Raw genomic sequence first — 13042 nt, forward strand, 5'->3', positions numbered from 1 at the left:
TGAGCCTCCCCCAGTTAACTGGACCTGTCCCGTTTTTGTGCCGCCCCAAGTGCTCGTTTAGGCCGCTTTCCGTTCGAAAGCGACCGGGCTTTTCCAACCCAGTGCTGAGTGCCGTCGTCGCGGATTGTAGAATCCGTTGATGTACTGGAAGATTGCGACTTCAGCTTCCCGACGTGTTGGCCACGATTTGCGCCAGATCAACTCAGCCTTGATCGTTTTAAAGAACGTCTCAACTGCGGAGTTGTCGTAGCAATTGCCCTTGCCGGACATCGATACTTCGAAGCCGTGATGGCGCAGAAGCTTCTGATAGTCGTGAGAGCAGTATTGCGACCCGCGATCCGTATGGTGGATGCAGCCTTTCGGCGGTTGCCGCAGTGCGACTGCCATCTTCAAGGCCCGGATCGCCAAGTCACGCTTCATACGATTACTGACAGCCCAGCCGATTACGCGCCTTGAATGCAGGTCCAAGATCACGGCGAGATACAGCCAGCCCTCGCGGGTCCACACGTAGCTGATGTCGCCCGCCCATTTCCGGTTGGCCGCGTTCGCTGCGAAGTCCCGGTTCAACAGGTTCGGCGCGATGTTTAAGGCGTGGTTGCTGTCGGTCGTCACCTTGTATTTCTTGGATCTCTCGACCCGTATACCGTTCTCTCGCATCAGCCTACCAACGCGGCGGTGGCCAATGTTCAGCCCGAGCTCCTTCAACTCTTCGGTCATTCGTGGACGGCCGTAGCTGCCCAGGCTAAGGCGAGATTGTTCTTTGATGTGGGCAAGAACAACCATGTCTGTCCGCTGCCTTTGACTGGCAGGGCGGCTGCGATAAGCCCGTAGGCCTCGTTCGCTGACATCCAGAACCTGGCAAAGACGGTTTGTCGGGAAATCACGGCCTTGCTCTTCGATGAACCGAAACCTCATGGCTTTTGGCTCGCGAAGAAGGCCGTGGCCTTTTTTAGGATATCCCTCTCCTCCTTAAGAATACGGTTCTCCCGTCGAAGCCTCTCGTTCTCACGGGCTAGCTCAAGCTCCTTGTCCAACACCACGTCAGTGTCACGATGCCCGGTCACCCATTTGTTCAGCGTTGACAGGCCAACACCTAAATCGGCAGCAACCTGCCGGCGTGTCAGCCCGCTAGTCAGCGCGATCCGCACCGCATCAGCGCGGAATTCGTCCGTCCGTTTCAATCCCATAGTCAGTCTCCTTTGCTGCAGTAAATGCTATCAAAGGAGCGGCATCAAACCGTGACACGTCCAGTCATCCGACCGGCGCGATTGATACCGCACCGTCGAACGATCAACGTCCAAAGCAGAGCACGCCCGACGCTGGCTCACCTGATGGACCTCCACCAGATGCGCTACCGCCTTCCGCTTGGCATCGGGCGTCACCACTTTTTTGAGTTCACATCCCGCAACATCGCATTGTCGAGCATCTGCTCAGCCAGAAGCTTCTTCAGCTTCGCGTTCTCGGCTTCTAGCGCCCGGAGCTTCTTCGCATCCGAAGGCTCCATACCGCCATACTTCGACTTGTATTGGTAGAAGGTGCCTTGGCTGATCCCATGGCGCCTACACACGTCAGCCGTCTTCTCGCCAGCTTCCTGTTCCTTGATCATCTGAATGATCTGTTCGTCGGTGAATCTCGTCTTCATTTGTCCGTCCTTAAGTTAGGAGGACTCTACACAAAACTGGAGGAGATTTAGGGGCTCAAGTCAGGCTACAAACCACCAGCTCCTGAAACCATCATTCCGATGGATCAGAGGACGATCATGCACTAACAATCAAAATGGACTACGCAGATGAGGCTGCTCAATTTATCGCTCCAACTATGTGACCACCGCCAACTTAAGACAAGCGGACGTTGGTTTCGGTTGCGGCATCCGGAACTTTTGGCTCGTCATTGCCGTTCGTTGCAACCGGCTCGAATGGTTGTTGTCAGCCCTTTCAGGACATTCACATTAGGCTCAGAACGTTCTCTGCTGCAGACGCAAAGCTCTAAGGTCGAATCACCGAGAGCTGCCGTTCAATATTAAACCGCAGCAGTGCCGGATGCTGCGTTAGCCACCAATGGCAGCGATGCGCAGGAAGCTGACTTTGCAAAGTTCGCCTTTCGGCCCACTACTGTCGTTAGCGGGAAGCCAAAACGCTGCATTGCCATTTTCCTAAAGCTGCCGTTGGCGCACGGGTGCAGCATTTTGGCGAGTTATAGCTCGGCAGTGCGGACGAAACCGCCGTTTGTTGTTTCTCCATAAATGTCCGCTTCCACGCGCATATGGTGGACAGGTGCAGTGTTGAAAACACAGCTATAGGTGTTAGACAAGTTTAGATTGAATTAGCCACGAGACCACTTAATGACGAAGTCAATTTCCGAAATACTTACTCGGCTCGATGAACAACTTCGAGAGCGCTATGATCCACTCGGTTCGGTCGAAGGCGATAATGGCGCGTACCGGACCGGACATGTGCCCCACGTCGCTCCCTACGCATATCTTTGCTCCCGTTATGCCAGGTTGGATGACAACGGAGTGCGTGGCGCCGAAAACGAAGCCCAAAGGTACATACCCGAGCCGTACAAAGAGCTTCTTCGCCACATGAACGGAGCGTGGATTTTGGGCGTCTCGTTGCATGGCGGGATTGGCGGATCAGTCGATAGATCAGGAGTTGGGATCGGGCAACCGGTAAGCATTTGGTATCAGAACGCAGTTGAACGCCCCGACTATATCCCGGATGGGCATCTGGGTATTGGCGCAATCAATGGCGAGTGGTCGTCTCAAGGGCACCTATATTTGGCTTCGACAGGCGAGGTGGAGTTGTACAACGCTAAGTTCGACATGATCGGAGCGCGTTGGTCTTCACTGTCGGATTTTCTGGAGGATGAAATTCCTCGACGCTACTCGATCTACGACGATGAAGGACGTGAAATCGATAAATCAAAACGCCTTCCGGGCGACACAGAAGACTGGGAACGCCTTGCTCAAGAAGCCAAAGGAGAAGAGGAAAGGGACGGCATTCTGAAACGCATGCTGAGAAAGCTTCACCGCGAATAAGCAGACCATCGTCGCATTACAGCATTTTGGAAGTTTGGGCTCTAAGCCGCCATGCGGCAGTGCGGCAGCGTGTCCGCAGCAAAACTGCGCGCAAACCAAGGTTATCAATTGCTGGTGCCAGCCCGAAGCCGACATCGGTTATCTGCACCGCCGACGGAACCGGACTTTTGCTGCATTTGCGAAAACAGGCAATATAGGAGACCAACCGGACCCTGACCTAGGTAGCGTCTCGCATCGAGCTTGAAGGGTAATGCGATGCGCACCCTAAATGGCAGAAAGTCTCTCTGGATTCAGCTTTAGCAAGCGTTGCGTTGAAGGTTATTAGTGGTGTTTGCTTAAAACTGCTTCAACTCATGGCTGAAAGCATCTAAGCAGGCTAGAAGACTGAGCTTGAAAGGGACGGCTTGGTACCCTTCAGGCTCCACTCTGTAGGGGATGAACACTCGAGGGCGGTCAGAATGGATGCAACGGAACACTTGGAAGGGCTTCGAGCACGCTTAAACAACGTGTTTGATGAAACAATTGCGGCAGGAGAATCCACCGGGAAACCTCACTACTATGCAACCTGCTTTCTTGAGCTTGGCCAGCAGGTCGAAGACAATGCCATAGCAGGCTTAATTAAAACCGTTGCGGCGCAGTTGGAGAGTGCTACATTGTTCTCCGCATTCGGGCTATATCGACAAGCATTTTCAGCCTTGCGCCTTGCCCTAGAGCTTGGACTCGGGGCCTGTCATTTTTCAGTACATAGATTAGAATTGAATGAATGGCTTGATGGCAGGGGTGATATTAAGTGGAGCCACCTGATTGATGAGGACAAAGGAGTTCTATCATCTCGCTTTGCTAAAGCTTTCTTTCCGGAACTGGTTGCGGATGCCAAGCTGTTTTCCAGCCGCGCAAAGGTTTTGTATCGCGAACTTTCAGAATTCGTTCACGGTAATCATGAGACATGGGGGGCGAGTGGCCTTACTATTTCCTTTAAACCAGATGTGAATACTCGATATCATACTAATTGTCAGGAGGTTTTCGAAGTCGTCCTGTTCACTCTATGTTGCCGATATCTCAATGACCTAAGTGAATCAAAACGTGATGATGTTGAATTCATTAAAGAAGAGTTAAATTACGTGGCCCCTATACGAAAGATCTTTGGCGGACCGGAGGACATCTAGAATGGCGTTTTACCTTAGAACTGAAAGCATCAAAGCGGACGAAATTGTCGATCTATCTGTGCTAAATCACTCAGACAATCAAACTATTGATGCATTGAAATCAGCCGAGCCCTGTTTGATCGAGGGGTCCCGAGGGACCGGAAAATCCTTTTTAATGCGAGTGGCAGAGGGTCAAATCGAAAGTCAAGACACCGCCGCTCTCTGCGTGTTTGTTTCATTCAATATTAGCTCGTTGGTTACGACAGATGACCCGCTTCAGTTCTACCACTGGATGCTTGCCAAGGCATTAAAAGCACTTATTAATAAACTTCGAAAAAGAGGTCATTCCGTTTCACCTATCGCCGCCGGCCTTTTGAGCAACGATGAGTCAAACGTGCAAGCTGACGTGGAAAAAGACCTCCGAGAAATTGTTAAGAGGTTTGAAGAGTCTTACCGTAATAAGTTGGACATCGATATCTCAAGCTTGCCTGACATTGAAGATGTGAAGGAGGCGATTGAAGAGATTTGCTCAGAGAATGGGCTCAATCGGATCTACTTTTTCTTCGACGAAGCGGCCCATGTATTTCGACCAGATCAACAACGGCAATTCTTTAGTCTTTTTAAGGACCTAAGATCACCTTTCATCACTTGTAACGCTGCAATCTATCCTGGCGTGACATATTTTGGAGACTCTTTTGAACCAAACCACGACTGTATCTATCGGCGAATAGAACGAAATATTTCAGACTCGGATTATCTCCAATATTTCCGAGAAATCGTAGACAAGCAGGCGGATGATAAACTTAAAGAATCCCTAAGCACTCAAACGAACGTCTTTAACTCATTGGCACTCGCAAGTGGGGGGAATCCGAGAATCTTGCTTCGAACCATTCAAGACCTTGAGAAAGTGAATACCACGTCAGCCAATGCCGTGTTGAAGGCTTTTTATCGTGGTCAAATTTGGGCTGAACACACCGAACTAGGTGGGAAGTACGGCGGACATAAAGTTATTGTTGATTGGGGAAGAGATTTTCTCGAGCAACATGTCATCCCTGCAATTGAAGCATACAATGACCAACGAAAAGAACGGAAGCAGAATGAGTCTACCATCTATTTTTGGGTTCACAAAGACTGCCCTGCGTCCGTAAAGGAATCTCTGCGGCTGTTATCGTACACTGGAATAATTCGAAAAGTTGACGCGTCTGTGAGAGCCACAAGACGTGAACTGGGCTCAAGGTACGAGGTTAAGTACGGGTGTGTGCTCGCGAGCGAAGGCAGTCCAGTTGCTCAGTCACAAGACTTCTTCCAGAATCTGTCCCTTAAGAAGTTTCCAGAATTTGGCAAGAACCATCCAGCCTATGTCGATGTTAAAGACATTGAGGCCGGTCAACTCAACGACCAACAGTACTTAATGGCCTTGAATAATATGCTATCAAAACCGATCGAGGTTCTCCCTTTGCTTACGGCTTGGCAGAAGAGAAAGTTGAAGGAAGCCAATGTAAATACTATCGAGCAGCTTCACCAGAACAGTGAAGAAGATTTGATTGACCAAATATACAGGGTCGGTCCTGTGCGTGCTCGATTGATGAAGAACGCTGCGACGGCTGAACTATTGGAGTATCTTTCGGGCTAATTGAATTTGGTTCACTTCAGTTTCCGACATGCTGCAGAGTAGCATTTATACTGACCCTAATGTCAAGTTTGGGCCTTCACCAAACTTTGCAAAGTCCGCTTTCTGCGCATAGCTGCCGCTTGAGATGACTGCAGCATAGCGAACCAGCGTCAAGGCGTTTCGATGGCAGTTTTGGGCGACTGCACCGCAGATTTTGAAACTGCAGCATTGATAGCGTGATAGTCTCTGGTGATGACAGCTTCGGTCCCCAAATGTATGGCTCGAAAGAATTCCACCAAAGCAGACTTCCGACCGGCTTTGTAACGCGCAGGCCAAGCGCTTGCCGCATTGTGGCCTACGCATTCAGTGTTTAGAGTTTTGACCTTGCCAAAAAAGAAAGACAAGCGCGACATTGTAAAATGGACAATGCCCCCCACACACTCCAAAGTGGCCGCCACAAACTCTGCGAAGCCCAACTTGACCAAACAGTCAGAAAGTCCAGAAATCCCCAGTCGGACCGAACACTATGAAAACAGAAAGAAAACAGAAGCCGGTGTAGGCCTGGGGGTGCCCCCTAGCGTATTACGATATGACTGCCGGATCTCGTACCCCGAGACCATTAAACAGATGCGCATCATGGGACCCACCTCGGGACCCACTCTAGAACCTGATACAAACATTGGGTCCCAAAAAAGCCCTCAAACCGTTGAGGCTTAAGGGCTTTTTATGGCTCCGGCGGTAGGGATCGAACCTACGACCAATTGATTAACAGTCAACTGCTCTACCGCTGAGCTACGCCGGAACACTGTGTCGATGCTGTGAAGCATCTCGTGTGAGGGGGTGTATAGCTATAGGCATTTCGGGCCGCAAGAGGGTTTTGTCAGATTTTTTCAAAAAAAATCATCTGCCCGTTTTTCCCTTGGTTAACGCAGTGAAAAACGGGCTTTGAACGACAGTTCTCCCTCACAGGAAACCGTGTTTTTCCCATATAGATCAACCAGATGTGCAAAGACGTTTCGTTCTGCGGCGGGCAGCAATGCGGCGGGGGTATCGGTGTAGATTTCACGGGTGAGGCTGCTGACATCCGCGCCCTGCCCGTCAAGTGCCGCAAGGATCTGTGACTCGCGGCTGCGGCGGTGTGACAGCAACCAATCCAGCCGGGCATGTGGGGCCTCAATCGGGGCGCCGTGGCCGGCATGATAGACCTCCGCCGGGCGTTGACGCAGCTGTTCGCAGGAGCGCATGAAATCCGTCAGGTCACCATCGGGCGGCGACACCAGCGACGAGGCCCAGCCCATGACCAGATCGCCGGTCAGAATCGCCTCCCCAAAAACAAAGCTCAGGTGATTGCCGAAATGGCCCGGTGTCCAAAGCGCCTGGAGCTGCCAGCCATCGCCTGTAACAACCTCACCATCCGCCAGCGTCTGGTCCGGGCGGAAGGTGGCATCAACGCCCTCCCCGCCGCCGGCCATGCCATCTGCCGCCAGCTGGGTCATCACCGCGGAGCGTCCGGCAAGGTGATCGCCATAGGCCAGCACCGGCGCATCGGTGACATCGGACAGGCGGCGCGCCAGGGGAGAGTGATCAAGATGCGCATGGGTGACCAGAATGTGGGAAATGCGCTGCCCCGGCTCCAGCGCATCCAGGATGGCCTGCAGATGCGCCGCACTGTCAGGGCCGGGATCAACAACGGCGATGTCACGTTCGCCGATCAGATAGGTGTTGGTGCCGCGGTAGGTCATTGGCGAGGGATTGGGCGCCAGGATGCGGCGTAGCCCCTCCTGCATCCATTCCGCCTGCCCCACCGGGGCGTCAAATGTGTCGGGCGCCTGCATCTCTCTTCCTTCCCGGGGACCCCAAGGCTAGGGTGGCCCCATGATGTTTACTTGGATGAAACGCTATGTGCCGCGCGGGCTCTATTCAAGGGCTGCGCTGATTATGATCCTGCCGGTGGTGACGCTGCAACTGGTTGTCTCGGTGGTGTTTATTCAGCGCCATTTCGCCGGGGTGACGGAGCAGATGACGCGCACCACGGCGCGGGAAATCGTCTTGCTGCAGCATCAGCCCGCCGCAGCGCTGCCCACGCTGGCCGAACAGCTGGAGATCACGATCACCCCGCTGAGCGAGTCGGAGGCACCTGAGGTGCATCAGCGGCGCTGGTATGATCTGACAGGGATCGTTGTGACCTCAAACTTTGAGCAGATGCTGGGCAATGTCCGCGCCCTGCTGCTGCCCAATGATGATGACGTTGATCTGATCCTGAACGGGCCCGACGGGCCGGTGCGCTACTCCTTTGACCGGCGCCGGGTCTCAGCCACCAATGCGCACCAGCTGTTTGTGAACATGCTGTTCTTTGGCGGGCTGATGACCCTCATCGCCTTTATCTACATGCGCAACCAGCTGCGCCCGATCACCCGGCTGGCCAAGGCGGCGGATGCCTTTGGACGCGGCCGCTCAATCCCCTATCGCCCTGCTGGCGCACAAGAGGTGCGGGCGGCGGGCCATGCTTTCCTGGATATGCGGGCACGGATTGAACGCCATATTCAGCAGCGCACCATGATGCTGTCCGGGGTCAGCCATGATCTGCGCACGCCCCTGACGCGGTTGAAGCTGGGGCTGGCCTTTCTGGAGGAAGAGGACCGCGCCCCGCTGGAGCGGGATGTGGAAGACATGCAGAAGATGCTGGACGGGTTCCTGTCCTTCAGCCAGGGCGCCAATGACGCCCCGTTTGAAGAGGTGGCGGCCATCCCGATGGTGCAACAGATCGTGGAGGATGCACAGCGCGCCAACATCGCGGTGGACCTGCGCGAGGTTGATGGGGACGCCACAACGCTGGTGTCACTGCAGCCCATGGCGGTGCGCCGTGCGGTGACCAACCTCATCGAAAATGCCACCCGTTATGGTGAAAACGCCGAGGTTTCGGTGCGCCTCAGTGACAAGATGCTGCGGATCCGGGTGGAGGATGACGGGCCGGGAATTGATCCCGAACACTATAGTGAGGCCGTCAAACCCTTTTCCCGGCTGGATGCGGCCCGCAATCAGGATCAGGGCGGCGGTGTTGGTCTGGGTCTGGCGATCGCCAATGACACGGCCCGTGCCCACGGCGGGGTTCTGCGGCTGTCGCGGTCGGCAAAAATGGGCGGGCTCTGCGCCGATATCGTGATCGGGCGGTGACGCCGCTACAGAAACCAAAGCGGTGAAAAAGAACCGGCCGCAGAGATACGCCAGTTAGGCAACCTCTGCGGCCGGTTCCGTGTGAGTGGTGACATTTCAAAACAGTCGCTGGCGGCACCTACGCTGGATCAACGGAAGATCCCCATCTTCAGAGGCCCGTCGCCTCTGCCGGATCCTGCCAGTGCTGCGCGGCTGTTTTCACCTTGGCCGTTATCTATCATGCGAAAAGCCCTTTACGCACTATGCGACAGGACAGGACAGCAGACTCTTTCGCATAGGGTCCTTACGTCACCCAATGGTGGCGCGCATGGCATCCATCGTTTTACGTGTCAGATCCTCAAGCCCTGCAGCCAGAGCGAGACATTTTTCAGAATCGCTGGCGTCTGCGGAATGGGTCATCGATTGCAGGACTTCATGCACCTTGCCGGCACCGATCACGGCAGCGCCACCGGCACAGCGGTGTGCTTCGGCGCGGGCGGTGGCAAAATCACCGGCGTCGATCGCATCGGTGTATTTCGGCAGCATGTCCTTGGCGTCATTTTCAAACTGGCTGAGGTAGCCCACCACAGACTCACCGCCCAGCATATCGATCAGACCGTCGAACACCTCTTTCTCAATCAGATCTTCTGCCATTTCATCATCTTCTTGTTCTGTTTCATCCTGCACAGCCGCCGGCGCTGCCTCGGCTGAGTGGTTGGTATTGGCCACATGACCCATATCTTCAAACAGCTGCTCAAGGGTGGCCATACGCAGCGGTTTGGTCAACACGCGGTCCATACCCGCCGCCAGGAACTCCCGCATGTGTTCCGGCTGCGAATGGGCCGTGACCGCAACAATCGGGCTGTGCCGGCTTTTGCCGAACTGGCGTAGCATGCGTGTGGCACCAACGCCATCCAGCTTGGGCATCGAGATATCCATCAGGATCAGGTCAAACTGTCGCTCACGCCCGGCGGAGACCCCTTCAAGGCCATCCACCGCCTGGGTCACCTGATGCCCCTTGGCCTGCAGCATATCCACCAGCATCTGGCGGTTAATCTCATTGTCTTCAACGACAAGAACATCCATCGAGTCGTTTGCCTCCGATCGCTGCGGGCCCCAAAGACCGTCTTCGCCCGCGGCGTTACTGTCACCTTTGGGCCAGCGTACGACAAGGGTGAAACTGCTGCCCTGCCCCGGATTGCTGTCCACATCGATACGACCGTTCAGCAAATCAGCCGAATGTTTGGCAATCGACAGCCCCAGACCGGTCCCCGAGCGGAAATGCGAATAGGAATCGCGGATCGTTTCAAAGTTGCGGAAGATCCGATCCAGATCCTCCTCCTCAATGCCGATCCCGGTGTCCTGAACTGTCGCGGTAAACTCAATCTCTTCGCCCAGATCCGCAGCGGTCAGTTTGGCGTGAATTTCGCCGCCTGAGGTGAACTTGATCGCGTTGGAAACAAAGTTGTGCATGATCTGGCGGAACAGGATCGCCGATCCGGTGACCAGCAGGTTGTCAGGCACCGTGCTGTCAAACCGCAGGGTATTGCGGTTCTGACGGGCGCGCTGCTGGTTGGTGTCCACGATTTCACGCAGCTGCGCCGCCGGCGCAAAGGGGGCGACGTTGATCGCGGTGTTGGCCAGCGTGTCCAGACGGGTCAGCTCCAACACGTTTTCAACCTGTTCCAGCGCGTCATCGCCGCAGCGTTCGATAATGCCGACCAGCTCGGTCTGGCGCTCATCCAGCGTGGTGGTTTCCCGCATCAGATCCAGTGAGGCCAGCACCCCATTCAGCGGCGTGCGCATCTCATGGCTCATCGCGGCCAGGAAACGGGACTTGGCGCGTTCAGCCTGCAGCGCTTCGTTGCGCGCCTGCATCAGGCTCAGCTCCCGTTCGGCCTGATCCGACATATCGGCGACCGAGACCACGTAAGCGGTGTTGTTTTCGGGGTCCTGAACCACCGAGAACCCGACATCCGCCGGGAAGGTGGTTCCGTCCTGACGGCGGCCGTTCAGCTCTATACGGTAGCTGCGTTTGGCTTCATCCGCCGGATTGGCCACGGAATCGCGCAATGCTTCGGCAAAAAGTTCAAATTCCGACGGATCATTGGCGAAGAAATCAAACAGCTTGCGCCCCTGTGCATCCTCTTCGCTGAGGCCAAACATCGTTTCACCAGACCGGCCCATACCGGAAATGGTCAGATCTTCGCGGGTCAGGAACACCGCATCCCGCGGTGCTTCGACGATGGTGCGCATATTATGCATGGCGCGATCCAGCGCTTGCCGCCGCTGCCTCAGCATCGTCAGCATGAACACATTGACCACCAGCAGTCCGGCAAGGAAGACCAGCACAGCACTGCCACCAGTGTAGAAGGTGCGCAGCCGGGTTTGCAGAGTTGAGTTACCGGCCTCGCGAATAGCCAGCTCACTCTGCATCAGGTCCTGTACAAGGATCCGGCGCAGGTTCGACAGTTCAGACAGATCGACATCCATACGGTTGATGTCATCGACGCTCAGCGCCTGTCCTGAGGACAAGAGCGCCGCATTGTCGTCCAGGAACCGACGCTGCACTTCGATCAGACGCGCCACAACAGGGTTGGCCGCGGCAAAGCCCGCAACACCCTCAGCGTCCTGCAGGGCCAGCGCTTTTTCGGCCAGATCGGCCAGCCCCATCTCCAGCACTTCGGCGGCGTTCCAGCCCACACCATCTTCACGCGCCAGGCGCAGGGTGTCCTGAAGGCCAAGGAAATCCAGATCCAGCTGATGCGACAGCCATTCCTGATAGACGTGCCGCTCACTGCGTTCTTCCATCGTGTCGCTGATGGCGCCAAGCAGGTTTGAGAAAAACACCAGAGAGACGGCCATGGCCACGACCAGCCCAGCCCAAAGCGTCCAGAGCAACCTCTGGCGCGTTGTTTCAGTGGCGTCATCTCTTTGTCCGAACATTCAGACCTACCGCTATTGGCACTTACGTGGCGTTCTATGCATCTCAGATGCGCAGATCACCCTTTTATTTCTTGGTGTGAAAATCACCAGCGCAACCTTGGTCTTACTGCCAAGCTAACGCGCATAATCCGCATCAATCGCCGACCTTGCGACTAAATCCAACAAAAAAAGAAAATAAGTTGCACGACAGATGCATTGACACGGACATTGACACAAAAGACCCCCCCAGATCCCGCAGTCGGATTTTCATGCGCTTCCCCTATGTTTTTTGGGGATAGATCATTCATTTCACAAGTAAAATTGGTAGACCCGACCATTGAGTCTCACAATCTAGACTTCCGTCTACTCATACATACTAAAGTATGCTATTCAGGTCTGACACGCTTGTCTTGGCCGCGTCTTGTTGATCTAAACGGAAAATAAGGCTTAAGAAAAATCACCTTTGGCCGTCTTAATAGCTGAGTAACCAGTATTTCTGACGTCCGAAGGTAAAAGAGGGTACGTTATGACCGACACTAGCGGAAAGATCCGCGTCCTGATTGCGGATGACCATGGTATGATCTTGGACGTGTTGTCCATGTTCCTGGCCACCCAGCCCGATATGCATGTCACCACCACCACCGATTTGGACGGGGCGCTTTCGGCGATCACCGCAAACGGCGGCTATGACGTTGTGCTGTTGGACTACAACATGCCCGGCATGAACGGCACACAGGGCCTGACCCGTGCCATTCAGCTGAACAAGAAAAACCCGGTCGCCATCCTGACCGGCACGCCGACCAAACGCATTCTGGACGAATCGCTGGCCAAAGGCGCTGCAGGTCTGGTGCCCAAGACCATGCCCGCCAAAAGCCTGGCGATCGCGATCCGCTTCATGCATGTCGGTGAAACCTACGTACCGCTGGACCTGATGCGCGAAGAAGCCTCGGAAGGTGGCGAAGGCGTCGGCAAGCTGAGCGCCCGCGAAAAGACCGTTCTGGAATGCCTTGGCGAAGGCAAACAGAACAAAGAGATCGCGAACTCGCTGCAGCTGTCGGAAGCGACCATCAAGATGCACGTGAAATCGATCTGTAAAAAGCTGGGCGCCAACAACCGCACCCACGCGGTGATCACCGCCCGCGACCAAGGCCTGCTGTAACAGCATCTGCC

8 protein-coding genes, 1 tRNA gene and 1 pseudogene are annotated in these 13042 nt (G+C 54.8%); 5 read left to right on the top strand and 5 right to left on the bottom strand.

Annotation, left to right across the window (positions count from 1 at the left end):
- Positions 1–57: 57 nt before the first annotated feature.
- Positions 58–1187 (bottom strand): IS3 family transposase gene (locus ACORLH_RS12910; RefSeq protein ID WP_321828802.1). Its coding sequence is split into 2 segments (ribosomal slippage): positions 58–944 and positions 944–1187, totalling 1131 coding nucleotides; the frame shifts between segments, so codons are not numbered across the junction.
- A gap of 63 nt (positions 1188–1250) precedes the next feature.
- A pseudogene (locus ACORLH_RS12915) lies at positions 1251–1642 on the bottom strand (transposase); the annotation flags it as partial.
- Between the two features lie 699 nt (positions 1643–2341).
- On the opposite strand from ACORLH_RS12915, the gene ACORLH_RS12920 reads away from it, so the two are divergent.
- From ACORLH_RS12920 to ACORLH_RS12930, 3 genes are all read left to right on the top strand, one after another.
- Complete coding sequence (locus ACORLH_RS12920) at positions 2342–3037, top strand: hypothetical protein (RefSeq protein WP_321828803.1); 696 nt, start codon at positions 2342–2344, stop codon at positions 3035–3037.
- 458 nt (positions 3038–3495) lie between these two features.
- Positions 3496–4203, top strand: coding sequence for a hypothetical protein (locus ACORLH_RS12925; RefSeq protein ID WP_321828804.1), 708 nt, complete (start codon positions 3496–3498; stop codon positions 4201–4203).
- A 1-nt stretch (position 4204) separates the two neighbouring features.
- Entirely contained in the window at positions 4205–5815 is a 1611-nt protein-coding gene (locus ACORLH_RS12930) for a hypothetical protein (protein WP_321828805.1), read from the top strand.
- A 706-nt stretch (positions 5816–6521) separates the two neighbouring features.
- Here the strand turns inward: ACORLH_RS12930 and ACORLH_RS12935 are convergent.
- Together ACORLH_RS12935 and ACORLH_RS12940 are read right to left on the bottom strand one after the other, a co-directional pair.
- Positions 6522–6596: transfer RNA gene (locus tag ACORLH_RS12935), tRNA-Asn, on the bottom strand.
- Positions 6597–6717: 121 nt separating this feature from the next.
- Complete coding sequence (locus ACORLH_RS12940) at positions 6718–7629, bottom strand: MBL fold metallo-hydrolase (protein ID WP_321828806.1); 912 nt, start codon at positions 7627–7629, stop codon at positions 6718–6720.
- A 40-nt stretch (positions 7630–7669) separates the two neighbouring features.
- Here ACORLH_RS12940 and ACORLH_RS12945 point away from each other — a divergent pair, with 40 nt between their 5' ends.
- Entirely contained in the window at positions 7670–8968 is a 1299-nt protein-coding gene (locus ACORLH_RS12945; protein ID WP_321828807.1) for an ATP-binding protein, read from the top strand.
- Positions 8969–9256: 288 nt separating this feature from the next.
- Here ACORLH_RS12945 and ACORLH_RS12950 read toward each other — a convergent pair whose 3' ends face one another.
- Entirely contained in the window at positions 9257–11893 is a 2637-nt protein-coding gene (locus tag ACORLH_RS12950; RefSeq protein WP_321828808.1) for a hybrid sensor histidine kinase/response regulator, read from the bottom strand.
- A 505-nt stretch (positions 11894–12398) separates the two neighbouring features.
- On the opposite strand from ACORLH_RS12950, the gene ACORLH_RS12955 reads away from it, so the two are divergent.
- Entirely contained in the window at positions 12399–13031 is a 633-nt protein-coding gene (locus ACORLH_RS12955) for a response regulator transcription factor (protein ID WP_321828809.1), read from the top strand.
- Positions 13032–13042: the final 11 nt, after the last annotated feature.

This window comes from Thalassovita sp., from assembly GCF_963691685.1.
GTDB lineage: Bacteria > Pseudomonadota > Alphaproteobacteria > Rhodobacterales > Rhodobacteraceae > Thalassobius.